This window comes from Clostridium beijerinckii (assembly GCF_008705175.1).
In the GTDB taxonomy this organism is placed as follows: Bacteria; Bacillota; Clostridia; order Clostridiales; family Clostridiaceae; genus Clostridium; species Clostridium beijerinckii.
This window is the reverse complement of record NZ_CP043998.1, coordinates 1,654,923-1,674,672: the sequence shown is the minus strand read 5'-3', so window position 1 is coordinate 1,674,672 and position 19,750 is coordinate 1,654,923. Positions and strand designations below refer to the sequence as shown.

The window sequence follows — 19,750 nt, the reverse complement described above, 5'->3', positions numbered from 1 at the left end:
ATTTTGGATACAACTTCTAATCTTAGAATCGTCCATAAAAATTCCTTAGAAACCGCAATAAAACATGTTTCTTATTTCGTGATGGATATATACTTACTTTTGATTTGTATCTACATATTCTTTTGCATTTCTAACTTGTACTTCGCTAGGAATGTTCACATTAGATACAGGTTGTGCGTCTTCCATATTAGCCCATGCTGCTGCATCATGCTTTTCTATTGGCATTCCAACGAACTTTTCTTTAAATTTATTTGTCATGTGTAAACCTCCTTTTACTATCCAAAATTATTCTAATAAATTTAGATCAGTAATAGTATTTACTTAAAAATGAAAAGTATGACTAGAGTTAATTTGCAACATGATAATTATTTAATTACATATTGGGTTAAAATCTAAATAAATTTGGAATGGACTCTTCATAAATAATGCAAGTTTTGATACTAGACTTTATTATTATATAAAAAAAATCTTCTTAATTATCCTCATATTTTTTTATTTTAATATTTCCATATTTGTTTTCGGAAGTCTTATAAATAGATTTCTCACACTATATTCAATACAGTTTTTCTCCATGCTGACTTCATCTTTTTCTTTTAAATCTAGGTTCATTCTATAACTTCGGCTAATAATATTAAATGTACCAAGTAAATCAAAAAATCCATACCCTATTTCCCTATTAGGATATCTATATGTCGAGTTACTTCTATCAGCACCCAAAATCAAATATGCTATAACTTTCGCTGAAAACATGGTTTTGTCATTTCCATTAACAACTCCCCATTGCAACAAAAGTGCGCAAGCCCCAGAAATTATCGCAGCAGCCACCGAGCTACCAGATACAGTTGTAGTTCCCCCTCCTACTTTTGTAGTTAATACATCTATCCCTAAAGTCGCTAAATCTGGGTTATTTATATCTACATTAACATTCGGACCTTTCCCAGATGCTGCGATCAACGCATTATCATTTCCGTAATAAGCTATTGTAGCTACTCTCCTGGCTGTAGATGGTATTGTTAACGTACTAAATGGGTCTGCTTGAAGAAATCTTGTATTCTCCGGTAATGTTTTTTGTGGCGGAAGCCAAATGTGATATCTTCCATCAGTTATATAATCTCCTCGTAACTGCAATGTCCATATTCCAGCTTTTATGCTATCAAAATTTATGGCTATTGCTTCATGGCCTGTAAAATATTCCGGAACATAATATTTCACAGTCATTCGAGTCTTAAAAAATACAAAATTAACATTTTGTATTTCATTGGCTTTCGCTTTAATGAATTTAGATGATTCTCCATTAGGCGAAATTACATTTATAGATGCCCTATTAGGTTTTATTACCCAAATTGTAAAGGAAAAATATTTCATTTCCTTTGATATTCTTAATTCTATAGAAACTATATCCCCTGTTTGCTTTATAATTCCCGAAGCATGACCTTCTGAAGCGCCTTCATTTCCAACACCAGCAACTGTAATTAGTCCTCTAAGCCTTCCTAGCGATGCTATATATCTTGAAATTAAATTATTACCATCATGACTACCTTCTGTTGTTCCAACTCCAATATATATAACCATTGGTCTATTAAGACTTACTGAAGCATTTTTTAAATAATCTATCGCTGCTAATACCTCTGAATCATTATATACTGGTGTATATGGAATACCATTTGCTATGAGCTCTTCCCTGAATTCCATGGACTCATAAAGTTTTACAACCACAAACTCACATCCAGAAGCTATCCCTTGAACATCGGCATTATACCCCCTTGCTCCAATGATACCGGCCATTTGAGTTCCATGCCCAACTTCATCTCTTGAAGGTACAATTAAATATGGATCCTGTTTATTTCTATAAGCCTTGACTGCATTAGTAATCTCTTCATTATTAAAGGTTTTTCCTATGTAAACTGAGGTATCATCAGAATCAGGAATAGTTTGATCCCAAAGACTTATTATTCTTGAAGTATCATCTTCCCTTATAAATTCTTCATTTAAATAATCTATTCCAGTGTCAACCATGCCTATAAGGACACCTCTACCATTTAAGTCCAAGTAAGGATTAATTTTAATTGCATTTATATTATCTACACTTGACGGAGATATATCTTGTAATACGTACTTACTTCTAGGATCTATGTAAAGAATCGATGGTACATCCTTAGCCAATCTAACTAAATCTTCTGGTGAAGCAGATACAACCGCGATAATATCAGTAATTACATCTCCACACGCATAAGATACTTTGTCTATTTGACCTCTAAAATCTCCTCTATATTGAACTAAATAATTAGGCATTCCTCCATAATATAAACTACATTTCTTAAAACTAGGCACAGCAGACTCCTTAGTATTACTTATATTTAATAGTATTTAGCTAAAGTACAAATTATTCATTATGAAAATACAAATATAATTAAATGGCCTTATCATATTTATAAAAATGCGACCCATACTAATATTTATAAATATTAGTATGGGTCATAGATTTATTAAAAGTATAGATAAGACAATCATAGACTATACTTAGACTATGAAATATCTTCCAACCAGAAATGAGTAATATACTTTTGTGGAATGTTTCATTGGTAATTTTGATGGATGTGATTCTTTGGCTATAAGTTGTTCCAAATGTGCTAGTTCAAAGCTTGTTCTTTGAGGCTAGCACTTTGGATGCAACTTTATATAGACTTAGAATCACCCATCAGAATTGCCCAGAAACTGTAACAAAAGTATGTTATTCATTTCGGTGAGTTATACGCATAAGTATAGATTATAATTAGTTTATTTATATATGTTAATCAACTAGATTATCACTATTTCTAAATAAAAACTTTACATTAAGCATTTTATGAATTCTACTTAATCCAAGCACCATTAGATCCTAATCTATACCCACCAATAGTGGTATTGTATGCCATAGCTCCATTACTATATAAGTAATAATACTTTCCAGACACATCCTTAATCCATCCTGTTTGCATTCTTCCTTCTGAATCCATATTGTACCAATTACCATTAACTAACTGCCAGCCTGCTTTTTTTGCTCCGTCGCCACCCAAATAATACCATGTACCTCCATAGTTTAACCACCCTGTGGCCATGTTTCCATCTGATTGTAAGTAATAATTACGTATCCAATTATTTTTTACTGAATTACCCATAGAATCGTTGTATTGCCATCTTCCATTGACCTGTACCCATTGATTTGCCTTAATATTCTTAGTTGGCAATGGTGTATCACTGCTATTAGAGTTATTTCCACTTCCACCTCTATAAATATTCAATGTGTATGTTCTCTTATCATCATCATTTTTAACAGTTATCTTTATATCATTCTTTCCTTTATTTAAAGATACTGTTTTTCTAAATTTATCGCTTTCATCTACAATACTTCCATCTATTCTTACTTCATAATCATCATACTCATCACTATCACAATCTGGTTTTGCGGTTATTTTAATTTCATCAACAGATCCAGAAACATTTACACTGTAATCAGAGGTATTTTTGGAAAAACTCAAATCCCCTTCACTAAGTGAGATGCTCTTCAAATACACATCTTTATTATCATCTTCATCATCACTAGAAGAACTTGCTGTACACTTCACCCTAATAGTGTATTGACTAGAATATGAATCATCACTGTATTTGACCGTTCCTGGATTATCGTTATATGTTCTTATTGTAAGAACTGTTGTTGATCCTTTGGATAGTTCAATAGTACTGCCTGTTTTTACACCTTTAGTGGAACTTGTTCTTCCTTTAAAGATTCTAACATTACTTGAGTCAGCGCCATTTACACTTATTTTTATTTTACTAGATGAAGTCTTAGCGTAATAAGTTTCATTATTTTTCAACTCATTGTCATCAACTTCATTTTTACTTTTATAATTATCATCACTATAAGTCTTTATTGTGCTTCCGCCTGATGTCTTTAATTTAATGCTTGATAAATCACCTGTTGACGCATAAGCTGTTGTAGTTAAAGTTAAGCTTGTTGCTGGTACAATTGCACTAAAGGCAGTTGCCGCAATTGTTAATGCAACTATTCTTTTAATATTTTTATTCATATTATATCCCCCTAAATTATTGTATTAGCACCAAACAATGCTGTTCACTATATAATACAATATCAAGTACCATTTACAGTACCTTTTAATTGGTAAAATAGATTTTTTTTCTTCATATTACATATTTTCTTATTTCAATGTGCAATTTTAAACAAATGTATTGTTTTTTAACATTTATATTTCTTTAGGAATTCTTATAAATAATGCTTTTACACTGTATTCAATATACTTATTCCCTATTTTCCAATCTGCCCTTGACTTATTTTCTAGGCCTAGATCCATTCTATAGCTTCTGCTTATTATATTAAAAGTACCTAGTAAATCAAAAAATCCATATCCAATTTCTCTAGTAGGGTATCTATAAGCCAAATTGCTCCTATCTGCACCAAGCACTAAATAAGCTATGATTTTTGCTGCAAACATAGTTCTATCATTTCCATTAACAATCCCCCATTGCAATAAAAGCGCACAAGCTCCTGCTATTATAGCAGCTGCTACTGAACTGCCAGAAACAGTAGTAGTCTTGCCTCCTATATTCGTTGCTAATATATCTGCCCCCAAAGTAGCTATATCCGGGTTTTCTACATATGTATTAACATTAGGGCCCTTTCCAGATGCTGCAACCAAAGCATTGTCATTTCCATAATAAGCTGTTGTGACTACACTTCGCGCCGTAGATGGTATTGTCAATGTAGTAAAAGGATCTGCTTGAAGAAATCTCGTATTTTCTGGCAATGTTTTTTGTGGTGGTAACCATATATGATATCTACCATCTGTTATATAATCTCCCCTTAGCTGAAAGGTCCATATTCCTGCTTTTATGCCATCAAAACTAATTGCTATGGCTTCATGACCAGTGAAATGCTCAGGAACATAATATTTTACAGTCATTTGAGTCTTAAAAAATACAAAATTAACATTTTGTATTTCATTTGCCTTTGCTTTAATAAATTTTGATGATTCTCCATTAGGTGAAATAACATTTATAGATGCCCTATTAGGTTTTATCAACCAGATTGTGAAAGAAAAATAGTTCATCTCTCTAGGTATTCTCAACTCAATAGAAGCCACATCCCCAGTTTGTTTTATGACTCCAGAAGTATGACCTTCTGACGCTCCTTCATTTCCGACACCAGTAACTGTAACAATACCTCTAAGTTTTCCAATAGAAGTTAAATACCTTGAAAGAAGATTATTGCCATCATGACTGCCTTCGGTTGTACCTACACCCAAATATATAACCATAGGTCTATTCAGTCTTACTGCAACACTTTGCAAGTAATATATTGCTGCTAAAACTTCTGAATCATTATACACTGGTGTATAAGGAATACCATTTGCTTGAAGCTCGTTTCTAAAATTTATAGATTCAAAAAGCTTAACAATCACAAATTCGCATCCTGATGCAACGCCTTGAACATCGGCATTATAACCTCTTGCGCCAATAATACCAGCCATCTGTGTTCCATGTCCCACTTCATCCTTTGATGGGACAATTAGATATGGATCTTGATTATTTCTATAAGCTTTGATTGCATTAGTAATTTCTTCATTGCTAAATGTTCTTCCAATATAAACTGATGTGTCGGTAGAATCTGGTACTGTCTGATCCCAGAGACTTACTATTCTTGAAGTATCATCCTCTCTTATAAATTCTTCATTTAAATATTCTATTCCGCTATCAACCATACCTATAAGCACGCCTCTTCCATTTAAGTCTAAGTATGGATTAATTTTGATTGCATTGATATTATCTACACTTGATGGCGAGACCTCTTGTAGTACGTATTTGCTTCTAGGATTTATATAAAGAATTGATGGAACATCCTTCATTAAACGATTTAAATCTTCTGGTGCTATAGAGATTACTGCAATTGTATCAGTAATTTTGTCGCCACAGGCATATGATATGTTATCAATTTGTCCCTGAAAATCTCCTCTATATTGCACTAAATAATTAGGAAATCCAGCATAATATAAATTACATTTTTTAAAACTAGGCACATTAAACTCCTTAGTATTGCTATATCTAATAATATTTCCGTAAAATATAATTTATTCATTTAGTACACATTAATAAAACACAAGCGAATGCATGCGAACCTATACTATTTAAATTTATTTCACTTTCACAAATAAAGTAAAAGGGAGAATTTATAATATATAATTGATTAATTAATATTTATATTTGCATAATAATGCACATTGACTTATACATATATTGACTCAAATATTTAAAAATGATATGTTTATATATAAGATATTAATAATTACAAAATGATATATGTAACGCTTAATCACTTTGAACGGGAGAACCATTTTTGGGGGTGAATCTTATTACACGATAATAAGTAGGGTTAATTTTCTTCAATCCGAATCCGTCAGCTAATCTCGTAAGCGTAGAAGAGAAGTTTTGGTATACTTTGATATTTTTTATGTATGCCTATAAATATTATTGCTTTATAAGCTATAGAGACTTCTCTATAGCTTATTATTTTTTTTATAATTATAAACTTAAACTTAGGACAAACTTTTGAGGCTGGAAAAATATCTTATAGTTAAGAAACTTTTTCCTAACTTCAAGTAATACATTATGATAAAAGGAGAAAGCAATTTAATGAGAGCAAGTAGATGTGAATTAAATAATACTTTTTACGCAAAAATAGATCGGACTAAAATATTAGTAGATTTACCTAACAAGCGAATAAAAATAATTGACTTTAATGCCATATCAATGCAAAACTTGAAAAGAATAATTCACTTTGCATCAAAACAACATTTAAGTAAAATTATTTGTAATTGTGATACTAAATCATTTGAAACTTTTATTAATGCGGGATTCAATTCCGAAGGCAAGATCAATGGATATTTTAAAGGTAACGATGCTTTTTGTATGTCATACTTTATTAATAGCGATAGAAAAGTTTGCAGCAATTTTGCAAGAAAAGAACTATTAATAAAAGAATGTCAGAATGTTAGGAACACATATGCGCATCAAAAAAATAATTTAGGATACCTTATTCGAAACGCAAATAAAAATGATATAAAAGAAATGATAGATTTGTTTTCCACCGTTTTTTTAACTTATCAATCACCTATTTATGATGAAGAATATTTAAAACAAACAATGAATGATAAAGTTCTATACAAAGTTGCCGTATATAATGGAAAAATAATCAGCATAGCTTCAGCGGATATGAATAAAGAAAATTTGAATGCTGAAATAACTGACTGTGCTACTCATCCATCTTATAGAGGCATAGGAATATTATCAAACATTATTTATTCTTTAGAATCAGACTTAAAAACTAAGGGTTTTCTCTGTTTATATAGTTTATCTAGATCAATAAATCCTAGCATTAACTTTGTTCTAAGTAAGCATAATTATAATTTTGCTGGCAGACTAGTAAACAATTGTAATATATGCGGTACCTTTGAAGACATGAACCTTTGGGTAAAAAACATAAATAGTACAAGCTTTTAAATTAGTTTTATTATAGTAAAAAATATTATTTATTTGCATGAAGCAAATAAACAATATTTTTTAATCCCCTCTTTTATCATGCTATTTTGCATATTCATTCAAAATATTATAAGCATATTCTATGATTTCATCACAAGTTATACCTTTTTTCTTAAGCTCAATACACTCAAGAGTACCATACTTCTCTTTAACTTTATTTATAATTTCTCTAGTTAATACTCTTGAATTATTTTTTTCTTCACTGCCATTTCTTCCTTTTAATGCACCTATCGCCATTAAAGTTCCAGTGATTGCTCCGCATGTACTTCCAATAGTCATGCCTCCTCCAAAAGGACTTGCTATTGCAATTGGAATTTCAGATCCTGTACCCTCATTAAATGCTTTAAGTATAGATTCTGCACAATTATATCCTTCTTTATGAAATTCAATAACTTTCTTCATGTTATATCCCCTCAATCTAGCAAAATAATTATTATTTATAAAATAATAATAATACTACTTAGTATTATGTACTTTATTTTCTTTTGTTTCCTATATAAGAGCCCATTCCTCCTGCAACATTTATAACCTTGAAACCCTGATTTCTTAGATTGTTGCACGTTCTTGCACTTCTTCCCCCTGATTGGCACATTATATAGTATTCTTTGCTTTTATTTAAGTATTTCTCTGGTTCATCTAAAAGCTCTCCCATAGGAATATTTTGGGCACTTTTTATACTTCCACCTTTATACTCATATTCTTCTCTTATATCAATCAATTCAACTTTTCCTATTAGATCATCAATTTCATTTACATTAATAACTCTTCCATCATCTTTTTTTAAAAATTCAAACACTATAACTTCCTCCTAAAATACTTTCCTAATTTCTCATCTCTAATTGTCTTTTAATATTTTATTTAAATCCTTAAGTATGATTATTTTGCCTCTTTCTAAATTTATATACCCAAGCTTTTCTAAATTCTTTAGCTTTCTACTTATAACTTCACGAACTGAATCAATTTCAAAAGCCAATTCACTATGAGTCGCATAAATTATTTTGCTTTTCTTGCTTATTAGCAATTTTATAAGCCTTGTTTCAAGGGATTCATGAATAATTTCTTCTTTATTCCCTATGATAGTATTAAACTTATTATACAAATCTTTATATATATATAATAAGAAGTCATTATCACTAATAAAATATTTTTTAACCACTTCAAAAGGAATTATGCATACCTTAGAATCTTGAATTGCCTTACCTGTTATATTTAATGATTCCAAATCTGATAAGCAGCTTAAGGCTTCATGACAAAATTCACCTTGGCTTATATTATACAGGTTAGTTTCTTCACCATTCTTATTAATTTTTTGTATTTTTATTACACCTTTTATAACAAATAATATCCCTTTACACGCTTTCTCTGTAGCTTCTACATATTCATCAGCATATAAAGTTTTAAAATTAGCTTGTTCGTTTATTACTTCATTATTCTTTTTATTAATCTCATATAACACCGGATATACCTTATATAGAGATTTTATATATTCCAACCTATTCCCACTTGATATTTCAATTCTATTATTCACTTCATCCCTCCTTTATTGTATTATATTCTTTTTTTTAATAAATTTGTGTGACTTAGTCACATAAGAAAAAAAATTTGCATTTAAAAAGTGTAGTCATAGCAATATTATGACTACACCAATCTATAACTATATATTATCTACTTTCATAGCTCTCATAGCATTTAAGACTGCAAGCAATGCAACTCCAACATCACCAAATACCGCTTCCCACATAGTGCCCATACCTACAGCTACAAGCGCCAATATTATCAATTTAATACCTAATGCGAAAACTATATTTTGCATTACTATAGTTCTAGTCTTCTTTGCAATCTTTATAGCCGAAGCTATTTTTGATGGTTCATCTGTCATTATAACTACATCAGCAGCTTCAATTGCTGCATCTGAGCCAACACCGCCCATTGCTATACCTATATCAGCCCTCGCTAGAACTGGCGCATCATTTATTCCATCTCCAACAAATACTATCTTGCCTCTAGGTGATTTTTCCTTAAACAATAGCTCTAGCTCTTCTACTTTTTGATCTGGTAATAGTTCAGCACGAACTTCATCCAAACCTAATTCTTTAGCAATTTTACTTCCAACAGTTTTATTATCACCTGTAAGCATTACTGTCTTCTTAATGCCTATTTCTTTTAAAGCTTTTATAGCCTTTAATGAATCTTCTTTTACTTCATCTGAAATAACAATATAACCTGCATATTTCTTTTCTATAGCAATATGGACTACAGTTCCTATTTCATCTACTTTGTTATAAGATATATTCTCCTTATCCATTAACTTGTAGTTTCCAGCAAATACCTCTTTTCCATCTAGAACAACTTTTACGCCGTGCCCTGATATTTCTTCATAACCTGTTATCTTATCTGTAATTATCTCTTTATCATAAGCTCTTAATATAGAAGTTGCTATTGGATGATTTGAGTAATTTTCTGCATAAGCCGCACAAGCTATGAGTTCATCTTTTGAAATATTATTTTCTGGCCTTATTTCTGTCACTTTAAATATTCCTTTTGTAAGAGTTCCTGTTTTATCAAACACAACTGTTTCAACATTATTTAATGCTTCAAGGTAATTCCCACCTTTAACGAGTATCCCATTTTTTGATGCTCCACCTATTCCTCCAAAAAATCCTAGAGGTATAGATACAACTAATGCACATGGACAAGATACAACTAAGAATGCTAATGCTCTATAAATCCACTGTGAGAATGTTGCTCCCTCAATAACAATTGGTGGTATTACAGCTAGTGCTAAAGCTGCAAAAACAACAGCAGGAGTATAATATCTAGCAAACTTTGTTATAAAATTTTCTGTCGGAGCCTTTTTTCCACTTGCATTTTGAACTAAATCCAATATCTTAGCAACAGTAGAATCTCCAAATTCTTTTTCTACCTTTATTGTTAAAAGTCCATTTTTATTAATTACTCCACTTAAAATACTGTCTCCTACCCCTACTTCTCTAGGAACAGACTCACCTGTCAATGCAGCAGTATCAACCATAGAGTTTCCTTCAATTATTTCACCATCTAATGGCACTTTTTCACCTGGTTTAACTAATATAATATCTCCAAGCTTAACTTCTTCTGGATCTACTTTTTTGAAATCATTATTTATTTTTAAATTAGCAAAATCCGGTCTTATATCCATAAGTGATGTGATTGATTTTCTAGAACGATTAACAGCCATATCTTGAAACATTTCTCCTATTTGGTAGAAAAGCATAACTGCAACCCCTTCTGGATATTCGCCTATTGCAAAAGCACCAATAGTTGCTATAGTCATCAAGAAATTCTCATCAAATACTTGACCTTTAGCTATATTTTTTAGAGCTCTTAAGACCACTTCTCCACCTATAAGAATATAGCTTATTAGATATAATAATAATTCTATATAATTTGAAAATTTAAAAATAGTAGCTGCTCCAAAAATTATAGCACCAATAGCTAATCTTATAATTTCCCCCTTATCATTATCCTCTTCAACTTTTTCATTTTTGCTCATAGCTCTTCTATCTATTCCATCAATTTCAACAACATTAACATCTGGTTCTATTCTTTTGACAATTCGTTTAACATTATCAATAATGGCATTTTCTTTTGCTGGGTCTTCCATCTCTATAATAAGCTTTGTTGATATAAAGTCCACTAGTGCAGATTTCACACCATCTATATTGTTTGATTCCCTTTCGATTTTTGCAGCACAGTTACCACAACATAATCCTTCAAGTAAAATTTCTTTTTTCAAAATTTTTTCTGTTACCTTTTCTACAACTTTAACATGAGATTCAATATTAGTTACAATGTTAGTTACTGCTCCTATCAACTCTTCTAATTTGTTAGCTTCATTTGTTTCTAATACTAAAGTTTTAGTAAGAAAATTTACATTGGCAAAATTAACTCCATCTAATTCATTTATTTTTTGTTCTATTTTAGCTGCACAATTGGCACATCCAAGTCCTTCTAAGATAAATTCTTTCTTTACTTTCTTTATATTATCTTTCTTTGATAATTTTGCATTAACAGGACCACTAGCTATTTTTATATTGCTTGCCATAATGTTTCCCCCAATCTAAAACTTATTTTTTCTCAGATATATGAATCAACCCTTGATCAAAAATACTTTTAACATGTTCATCATCTAGTGAATAGTAGACTACCTTACCATTTCTTTTATATTTCACTAATCTTGCTTGTTTTAAAACTCTTAATTGATGTGAAATAGCAGATTGAGTCATGCCAAGCAATGCTGCTATATCACAGACACACATTTCAGCCTCAAATAATGCACATAATACTTTTATTCTTGTTGAATCCCCAAGCACTTTAAATAAATCTGCTAAATCATAAAGTGTTTCTTCCTCTGGTATAGATTCCTTAACCTTATTAATTATATCTTCATGAATTATAGTGCAGTTACAAACTTCAATATTATTATTTTCCATACTCTTCACCTCTTCGTTTGAACATATGAATATCTGTTCATATGTTTATTATATTCGACATTACTTTATTTTGTCAATAGAAATGAGAATAATTTTCAGCCTTTCCAATAAAAAATCACAGGCGACTGTGGAGCCGGAGATTTTTTTACGCATCTGCCTTTTCGAACGCATGTGAGAAAAATCTGGCAGGCGAATATATTTTCTTTTTTATTCTTTTTAAAATACCCAAACTATTTAATCAACCTTTTTAAGTCATCCACAGATTTCACTGGAATATAAATTCCTAAAGAATAAAAAAACAATAAGCTCAATACTTATTGTTTACATACTATGCCGAAGTTATATAAAATTATATACTCATATATATCGCAATTTACAATGCTCATTTCAAAATTCACAATTACTGCTAAGATTCTTATAATATCTTTAGAATTATGATGACGAATTATTTTTGCAATATATATAATTATTAAAAGTTAAATTTATCATTAATAAAGGAACTCGTTGCTAAAGTAAAATTTTACTTTTTACTTTGAATGTATGTAATCTAAATAACAGATGTACTGAGAATAAACTCAGTACATCTGCTTTTATTTATCTTCTATAGTCCTTGTTCATAGCTTTCTATCATTCTTTTTACCATTTCTCCACCAACGCTACCGTTTTGTCTTGAAGAAAGGTTTCCTTTATCCATGCTTTCATAATTGCTTAATCCAACTTCTGAAGCAACCTCTGTTTTTAATCTGTTTAATCCTTGTTTTGCTTCTGGTACTAATGTTCTGTTTGTTCCACTATTTTTTGAAGCCATATAAATCTACCTCCCTTAAATTTTTGATTTTGTTTGGCAGTAATATCTTAACCACTATCACAAAATATAACCTATAAAAATCTTAACAAAACTAGCACAGATGGCTTGTATTACAAAACTTTAACTATTCTTCCTTTGCCTTTATTTTTAGAAAAATAAGTTCTAATTTTTCATGAAATTTATATTACACTTGCTCTTCACTTTTAAATTTTATTATTTTAAATATTACAGCTCCAAATGCAGCAGATAAAATAGAGGCTATTATAATACTTATTTTAGCCATAGATAAAGCACTTTCCTCTGTAAATGACAAGGATGAAACAAAAAGTGACATAGTAAATCCAATTCCGCCAAGTACACTTGCTCCATATAAATGCCTCTTAGTTACTTTAGATGGCAATTTTGCAATTTTTAATTTCACTAAAATATACGAAGCCCCAAAAATACCAATTTGTTTTCCTATAAATAATCCAAAAATTATACCTAGACTGACTGGATTCATTATTGCTGCTGATAAACTATTAATATCTATAGTTATGCCTGAATTCGCTAATGCAAATATTGGCATAATTATAAATGAAGATAATGGCGTTAGGACATGCTCAAATCTATATAAAATTGATGTTCTAAATTCCTCCATATTTTTTCCGATAGGTAATCCCATTCCAAGTAATACTCCAGCAATTGTCGCGTGTACTCCAGATTTTAAGAAACAAATCCATAATATAATTCCAAAAATAATATATAACCATTTATTCTTAATATTGAGTTTATTAGCCAACATTATCGCTAAAAAAATAATCAAACCTATGATTAATGCAATCCATGAAATTTCACTTGTATAAAATATAGCAATTACTATAATAGCTCCCAAATCATCAACTATAGCTAATGCTGTAAGAAAAATTATTATTCCTTTTGGTGCCTTTTTACCAACCAAAGAAAGTATTCCTAATGCAAACGCGATATCTGTAGCCATTGGAATTCCCCATCCTATTATAGTCGGTTGGTTAAAATTGAATAGCACATAGATTATAGCTGGCACGACCATTCCACCTATAGCTGCTGATACAGGCAGTATAGTTTTTTTAAAAGACTTGAGTTCTCCAAATACTATTTCTCTTTTTATCTCCATTCCAACTACCAAAAAAAATATAGCCATCAACCCATCATTAATCCAATGCAAAATTGACATAGATAAAGAAAAATCCTTATACCCAATAGTTATATAAGTATGAATTATATTATTATACATACTAGAAAAATTTGAATTTGCAATTATTATTGCAATAATTGCACAAAACAGCAGCACTATCCCACTCGAAGACTCATTCTTAAAGAATTGCAAGAATGGATTTTTAATTTTAATTTTGTTTTTCATACTTTACTCTCCTTCACATAATTATTTATTCCCAAAAATCAGCAAAAATAAGATATTAATTTCTTATTTAACCATTGATTTATTAAAACTCTATACAAAAAAGAGGTGGGAATACTCAAAAAGAGTTTCCCACCCCAGAAACTAAAATTGCTTGAAAGCAAATTATAAAATTTGCCCAACCGTACAACTTAATATATTCATTTATTTCTTATTAATAATTATATCATATGTTACTATAATACTCAAGAATGGTAACTAAAATTCACATTTTCTTACTTTAACTAAATTATACCAATATAAACTTTTAATCTGTTACTTAGAAAATGCACCTTTAATTGAACTTAAAAAGTCAGAGAACATTTTTTCTAACTTATCAAAAAAACCTTGTGCTTCTTTGCTTGTTAGCTTATCTTTTAATTGATTCGTTACATCATCCATCTGCGCTTTTAAATTATTATAGTTAAGATCTAATGAATTTATTTTACTCATTACATCTTTAATTTTAGCTATATCATCATCTGATAAATTGCCTTTATAGTCTTTAACAGCCTTATCTACTATCTTATTTAATTCTTCATCTGTTTTTGGTTTTTCCTTTACTACATCTTTTTTTATGTCATTCATTAAATTACTAGCATCATTTTGCCCTATCTTCTCTGCGATATCTCCTGTAGTAACCAATTCTTCATTAGCTGCTTCTTTTTTATTTTCATCAATCTTTTTTCCTGTACTACTATTTTCAAATCCTTTTAATATTCCTGTAAGTGCAGCAGTTCCTGATACTTTAAATGGCGCAGATGCTTTTACATTTGCATTTTCTACTCCTGCTGTAATCAACGCATTTTTTATCATGCCGTCATTAACCCAAGTAAGATTGTTTGTAGTAACATTTATTCCTCCTTTTTCAGTCGGTTCTACATAAGAACATGATATTGCTTTATTACCAAGTTGAGCTTCTGTTGCAACTTTACCTAAATATGAATGTTCTTCCTTTGATGTTACCTCTAATACATTAGCATCACTTTTTGTTACTTCAAAATATTTTAACATTTCTGCCTTTTGAGCATCGCTTAAATCAGCTCCTAACGTAACAGATTTAAATGAATCTGCAAACGCCTGTCTTCCTGTAACTGAAGTAAAAAACAAACTCAAAGTTAAAGATGAAATAATTGCTTTTGATATAAATGATTTGAATTTCATATTTTCTATTCTCCTTATATTATTATGCTATAAATTATGTCCAAAAATTTAATTTCCTTTATTCCCGTTCATTATAGCACAAAAATAATTAAGTTTTATTTATTATTATATTACTTTTATATTAATATTTTAGTATGTAATAAAGAATTCTCTCCAGGTCTTTTGGAGAGAATTCTATTATATTTCTTCAATATTTATACCGCAAGTATATTATCTTTACTAAACTTCAAGAATAAGTACTTGATATCCTTGCAATATGATTTTATTCTTATCTTTCTTTATTTCTTCACAATTATTGATTAACACTTTAACATATTGTTTATCTAGCTCAATAATCTGCTCTTCCTTTTGGTAATTTGCAAGTATCATTAATTTCTTAGATTCTCCTTGTCTATAAAAAGCAAACAAGTTATCATATTCCTCAAATGTCGGTACGAATTCTCCGTATACTATGGCATCTTTAAATTCTTCTGACTTTCTTAAATTTATGAGCTTCTTATAAAAATTAAATACTGATTCCTCATCTTCAATTTGTGAATTTGCATTAATCACTTTATAATTTTCATTAACTTTAAGCCAAGGCCTGCCAGTTGTAAATCCTGCATTTTCACTTCCACTCCACTGGAACGGTGTTCTAGCATTGTCTCTGCTAAATATATTTATAATTTTTAGTGCTTCTTCATCACTATATCCTTTTTCAATAGCTACATTATATTGGTCTATTGTTGCAATGTCGTCAAATTCTTTTATGGAATTGAATTTGTTATTTGTCATTCCAATCTCTTGTCCCTGATAAATAAACGGTATTCCTCTAAGCATAAGCGATATTGCCCCAAGCATTTTCTTGCTTCTATCATTTAAGCCTTGTTCAGGAATATATCTACTTACGCCTCTAGGCTCATCATGATTTTCAATAATATTAGCCTTAAAACCTACTCCACTTGTCTCTAATTGACTGTCAAAAATAGCTTTTCTTAACTCGTTAATTGAGAAAGGTTTATTATCATACCAACCAAATTCACTTTTTCCCAAGACTTCCATCTCAAAATCGAAGATAGAAGAGAAGTATCCGTCTTCACCTATAAATTTATCAAGTTCTCCTTCTTTTCTGTTGAAAACTTCTCCAACTGTAAATGCATCAAATTTTTCGAAGGTTTTCTCTTTTAACTCATGTAACATGTTCCCTACGCCTTCTGCTGCTTCTAACATTCTATCTATACTGCAAAGTCCATCTTCTCTATCAGCTGGAAAGTCTTGAAATCTCAAATCCTTTTTTATGTTAATAATGGCATCAATTCTGAAACCTGCTAATCCTTTTTTAAGCCACCAGTTAACCATCTTAAATATTTCATTTTTTAGTTTCGGATTTTCCCAATTTAAGTCTGGCTGCTCTTTTGCAAATAAATGCAGATAATATTTATTGGTATTAGGTATTTTTTCCCATACGCTTCCGCCAAAGTAAGAGCGCCAATTACAAGGAGGATTATCACCTTTACCTTCACGAATATAGAAATAATCTGCATATTCTCCTTCTGGATCATCCAATGCTTTCTTAAACCACTCATGCTTATCTGAGCAGTGGTTGACCACTAAATCCATTAATATATACATATTTCTTTTTTTTGCTTGCCTTAGAAGTTCATCCATATCCTCCATAGTTCCAAACCTTGGATCAATATTATAATAATCAGATATATCATAACCTTGATCTACTAAAGGAGAACAATAAATTGGTGATAGCCAAATTATATCCACTCCCAGGTCTTTTAAATAATCAAGCTTACTGATAATCCCCTTTAAATCACCTATCCCATCTCCATTTGAATCGCAAAAACTTTTTGGATATATTTGATATGCTACCTTGTCATGCCACCATTTCTTCATAACGTAAAACCTCCTAAATTAGTATTGAATATATTTATCTTGCTGGATTAGTTATAAACGCCTTGCCCTTTATAACTTCCACTGTTTCTCCATTTATGACTAACGTTTTCTTATTTAAATTGTGAACGATGAATTCTATATTTTCATATTTGTCATCATATCTATAATTTATCAAGTCAATTTTTATTTCGATTTTCTCCTTATTGACTACTTTAATTTTATAATTATTAAATTCTCCTAATTCATATTTAAAACTTTCTCCATCATCAACATAGTGATTATATTCGGTATCAGAATTATCATTAGATAGATAAACTTCTATAGTTAATGAATTAGATTGTTTTTCACCAATATAATTTTGTACTTGCCCTACTGGAATCAATGTTCCTCCTTTAATAAATATCGGACATAGGTCTAACGGAGTTTTTTTAATTATATATTGTCCACCTTTATATTCTTCCTTTGTCCAATAATCCATCCAATTCTCTCCTTCAGGAAGATATATACTTCTAGCTTTTAATCCTTGCTCAACAACTGGTGCAACTAAAATATTATCTCCACAAAGGAACTCATCATTAATTTCATAAGTATTTTTATCACTCTGATAATTAAATAAAAGCGGCCTTATAAGTGGTGCTCCATTCTTACTACACTCCCACATCATGTCGTATATATATGGAATCAGCTTATATCGTAATTTTATATACTTCTTATTGATTTCCTCAGTATCTTTATCAAATGCCCAAGGTTCTTGATCTCTTGTTCCCATAGAAGAATGATTTCTAAAAAGTGGAGTAAATGCTCCAACTTGAACCCATCGACTTAATAATTCCCCAGTACAATCGTATCCAAAGCCTCCTACATCAGTTCCACAAAAAGCCATCCCACTAAGTCCTAGATTCATAAGCATTGGGATCGACATTCTTAAGTGCTCCCATGTACTTTGATTGTCTCCTGTCCACACAGTTGAGTACTTTTGAGTTCCTGCATAACACGCTCTTGTTACTACAAAAGGTCTCTTTCCAGTTGCTTTCTTCACTCCATCATAAGTAGCCTTAGCCATCATATGACCATATACATTATGAGCTTCTTTATGATTAACTGTAATGCCATCATTATTAAACATGACATCATCTGGTAACGGCCCTCTAAAGCTTGCGGGTTCATTCATGTCATTCCAGATTCCACTCACACCTGAATCTATCATTATCTTTTGATTTCCTGACCACCAATCTCTAACCTTTGAATTTAAAAAATCAGGATAAACAGCATCTCCTGGCCAAACTTCATTTACATATGTTATACCTGACTTGTCTGTTGCAAAATACCCTTTTCTGAGTCCTTCGTCATAGATCTTATATCCTTTATCAACTTTAACTCCTGGGTCTATTATAGTTACTACTTTAAATCCCATGTCATTTAATTTTTTAATCATTGCTTCTGGATTCTGAAATTTTTCATTATCCCACGTAAATACCCTATAGCCATCCATATAATCTATATCTAAATATAATGTATCGCAAGGTATCTCCTTCTCTCTAAGAGTGCTTGCAATTTCCATGAGTCTTTCTTCTGAGTCATAAGACCATCTGCATTGCTGATAACCAAGAGTCCATATTTGTGGCAAAGGCATTTTCCCAGTAATTTCAGTATATCCTTTAATAACATTTTTAACTGATGGACCATAAATAAAATAATAATCTAAATTCCCATCAACTGCAGCGAAATAATAATATTCATAATTATCTTTTCCCATGTCAAAATGAGTCTCAAAGTGGTTATCAAAAAATATTCCAAATGCATTATCTTTGCTCAATCCAAGAAAAAATGGAATTGATTTATAAAGCCTATCAAATGTTTCTCCATGGGGCTTTGGATTATCTGTATTCCAATTTACATAATGATATCCTTTCTTATTTAAATGCCCTGTCTTTTCTCCAAAACCATAGAAATACATTTCTTCTTCCATTCTTTTTGATACATATACCTTGTAATCAGATTCTTCCCTAAGAGAATGCCCTTCTGATTCTGCAAGCATATAATCACCATATCTTCTTTTAAAAGGCTTACTTTCACCTCTATAATCTGCGCAGAGCAATGTTCCTTTCTTGTCATAAATATCTACTTTAAATTCATCATAAATCTTGCAAACTAATTTTTCTGTGGTTACCTGAATTCCATTTGTTATATTTTCAACCTGAAAATCATAATAATCATCTTTTAAATTTTCAACCGCTTTAGAATTTCTTTCCTCCCTATGTAAAGGCACAAAGAAATTAATTATATATGAATTCAATACTTTTATAAAAACAGCTTTCTCTTGGAATCTAATATTGATTATGTTATTTTCGATTTTATGACTTAGCATTTTACCAAATTTCATTTTTTCTTCCTGATATTTTCCCATACCTAGTA

The 19,750-nt window shown here is 30.5% G+C and carries 15 protein-coding genes, 1 riboswitch and 1 other annotated feature; of the genes, 1 reads left to right on the top strand and 14 read right to left on the bottom strand.

All coding sequences use genetic code 11. From position 1 onward, the window contains the following. Window positions 1–93: 93 nt before the first annotated feature. The 4 genes from F3K33_RS07545 to F3K33_RS07530 all read right to left on the bottom strand — a co-directional run bounded on the left by F3K33_RS07545 (window position 94) and on the right by F3K33_RS07530 (window position 6,071). Window positions 94–258: a CDIF630_02480 family spore surface protein gene (locus F3K33_RS07545; protein ID WP_011968789.1), complete on the bottom strand. Its 165-nt coding sequence runs from the start codon at window positions 256–258 to the stop codon at window positions 94–96. Window positions 259–492: 234 nt separating this feature from the next. Next, window positions 493–2,331, bottom strand: coding sequence for a S8 family peptidase (locus F3K33_RS07540; protein WP_039773327.1), 1,839 nt, complete (start codon window positions 2,329–2,331; stop codon window positions 493–495). Between the two features lie 521 nt (window positions 2,332–2,852). Continuing rightward, window positions 2,853–4,067 (bottom strand): N-acetylmuramoyl-L-alanine amidase family protein, encoded by a 1,215-nt coding sequence (locus F3K33_RS07535; RefSeq protein WP_039773328.1) that lies wholly within the window; start codon window positions 4,065–4,067, stop codon window positions 2,853–2,855. 174 nt (window positions 4,068–4,241) lie between these two features. After that, the gene (locus F3K33_RS07530; RefSeq protein ID WP_039773329.1) at window positions 4,242–6,071 is read right to left on the bottom strand and encodes a S8 family peptidase; all 1,830 of its coding nucleotides are present in this window, start codon (window positions 6,069–6,071) and stop codon (window positions 4,242–4,244) included. Between the two features lie 276 nt (window positions 6,072–6,347). Continuing rightward, window positions 6,348–6,482, top strand: a riboswitch (cyclic di-AMP (ydaO/yuaA leader). Between the two features lie 202 nt (window positions 6,483–6,684). On the opposite strand from F3K33_RS07530, the gene ablB reads away from it, so the two are divergent. Further along, window positions 6,685–7,551 carry a putative beta-lysine N-acetyltransferase gene (gene ablB / locus F3K33_RS07525; protein WP_023976251.1) on the top strand — a complete coding sequence of 289 codons (867 nt, stop codon included), beginning with the start codon at window positions 6,685–6,687 and terminating at the stop codon, window positions 7,549–7,551. 81 nt (window positions 7,552–7,632) lie between these two features. On the opposite strand, the gene F3K33_RS07520 is transcribed toward ablB, so the two are convergent. From F3K33_RS07520 to F3K33_RS07475, 10 genes are all read right to left on the bottom strand, one after another. After that, window positions 7,633–7,992 (bottom strand): C-GCAxxG-C-C family (seleno)protein, encoded by a 360-nt coding sequence (locus tag F3K33_RS07520; protein ID WP_039773330.1) that lies wholly within the window; start codon window positions 7,990–7,992, stop codon window positions 7,633–7,635. Between the two features lie 73 nt (window positions 7,993–8,065). Further along, window positions 8,066–8,386, bottom strand: a complete 321-nt coding sequence (locus F3K33_RS07515) for a rhodanese-like domain-containing protein (RefSeq protein WP_011968783.1) — start codon at window positions 8,384–8,386, stop codon at window positions 8,066–8,068. Between the two features lie 39 nt (window positions 8,387–8,425). Further along, window positions 8,426–9,118: a Crp/Fnr family transcriptional regulator gene (locus F3K33_RS07510; RefSeq protein ID WP_023976253.1), complete on the bottom strand. Its 693-nt coding sequence runs from the start codon at window positions 9,116–9,118 to the stop codon at window positions 8,426–8,428. 126 nt (window positions 9,119–9,244) lie between these two features. Then, window positions 9,245–11,674, bottom strand: coding sequence for a heavy metal translocating P-type ATPase (locus F3K33_RS07505; protein ID WP_039773331.1), 2,430 nt, complete (start codon window positions 11,672–11,674; stop codon window positions 9,245–9,247). A gap of 22 nt (window positions 11,675–11,696) precedes the next feature. Continuing rightward, window positions 11,697–12,062 carry an ArsR/SmtB family transcription factor gene (locus tag F3K33_RS07500; RefSeq protein ID WP_011968780.1) on the bottom strand — a complete coding sequence of 122 codons (366 nt, stop codon included), beginning with the start codon at window positions 12,060–12,062 and terminating at the stop codon, window positions 11,697–11,699. A 601-nt stretch (window positions 12,063–12,663) separates the two neighbouring features. Beyond that, window positions 12,664–12,870 (bottom strand): alpha/beta-type small acid-soluble spore protein, encoded by a 207-nt coding sequence (locus tag F3K33_RS07495; RefSeq protein WP_011968779.1) that lies wholly within the window; start codon window positions 12,868–12,870, stop codon window positions 12,664–12,666. Window positions 12,871–13,054: 184 nt separating this feature from the next. Beyond that, window positions 13,055–14,251 carry a Na+/H+ antiporter NhaA gene (gene nhaA / locus F3K33_RS07490; protein WP_039773332.1) on the bottom strand — a complete coding sequence of 399 codons (1,197 nt, stop codon included), beginning with the start codon at window positions 14,249–14,251 and terminating at the stop codon, window positions 13,055–13,057. Window positions 14,252–14,374: 123 nt separating this feature from the next. After that, window positions 14,375–14,432: a sequence feature (sodium ion sensor (DUF1646 type); this cis-regulatory element may regulate processes involved in with the transportation of sodium ions), on the bottom strand. A gap of 131 nt (window positions 14,433–14,563) precedes the next feature. Next, window positions 14,564–15,451 carry a DUF1002 domain-containing protein gene (locus F3K33_RS07485; protein ID WP_017211448.1) on the bottom strand — a complete coding sequence of 296 codons (888 nt, stop codon included), beginning with the start codon at window positions 15,449–15,451 and terminating at the stop codon, window positions 14,564–14,566. Between the two features lie 219 nt (window positions 15,452–15,670). Beyond that, window positions 15,671–17,335 carry an alpha-glucosidase gene (locus tag F3K33_RS07480; protein WP_039773333.1) on the bottom strand — a complete coding sequence of 555 codons (1,665 nt, stop codon included), beginning with the start codon at window positions 17,333–17,335 and terminating at the stop codon, window positions 15,671–15,673. Window positions 17,336–17,369: 34 nt separating this feature from the next. After that, entirely contained in the window at window positions 17,370–19,742 is a 2,373-nt protein-coding gene (locus tag F3K33_RS07475; RefSeq protein WP_039773334.1) for a glycoside hydrolase family 31 protein, read from the bottom strand. Window positions 19,743–19,750 lie beyond the last annotated feature (8 nt).

What these genes read in the sequence shown, in the direction of transcription:
- F3K33_RS07480 (WP_039773333.1), bottom strand. Translation starts at nt 17,335, where the DNA reads ATGAAGAAATGGTGGCATGACAAGGTAGCATATCAAATATATCCAAAA.
- F3K33_RS07545 (WP_011968789.1), bottom strand. Translation starts at nt 258, where the DNA reads ATGACAAATAAATTTAAAGAAAAGTTCGTTGGAATGCCAATAGAAAAG.
- F3K33_RS07495 (WP_011968779.1), bottom strand. Translation starts at nt 12,870, where the DNA reads ATGGCTTCAAAAAATAGTGGAACAAACAGAACATTAGTACCAGAAGCA.
- nhaA (WP_039773332.1), bottom strand. Translation starts at nt 14,251, where the DNA reads ATGAAAAACAAAATTAAAATTAAAAATCCATTCTTGCAATTCTTTAAG.
- F3K33_RS07505 (WP_039773331.1), bottom strand. Translation starts at nt 11,674, where the DNA reads ATGGCAAGCAATATAAAAATAGCTAGTGGTCCTGTTAATGCAAAATTA.
- F3K33_RS07520 (WP_039773330.1), bottom strand. Translation starts at nt 7,992, where the DNA reads ATGAAGAAAGTTATTGAATTTCATAAAGAAGGATATAATTGTGCAGAA.
- F3K33_RS07475 (WP_039773334.1), bottom strand. Translation starts at nt 19,742, where the DNA reads ATGGGAAAATATCAGGAAGAAAAAATGAAATTTGGTAAAATGCTAAGT.
- F3K33_RS07485 (WP_017211448.1), bottom strand. Translation starts at nt 15,451, where the DNA reads ATGAAATTCAAATCATTTATATCAAAAGCAATTATTTCATCTTTAACT.
- ablB (WP_023976251.1), top strand. Translation starts at nt 6,685, where the DNA reads ATGAGAGCAAGTAGATGTGAATTAAATAATACTTTTTACGCAAAAATA.
- F3K33_RS07500 (WP_011968780.1), bottom strand. Translation starts at nt 12,062, where the DNA reads ATGGAAAATAATAATATTGAAGTTTGTAACTGCACTATAATTCATGAA.
- F3K33_RS07535 (WP_039773328.1), bottom strand. Translation starts at nt 4,067, where the DNA reads ATGAATAAAAATATTAAAAGAATAGTTGCATTAACAATTGCGGCAACT.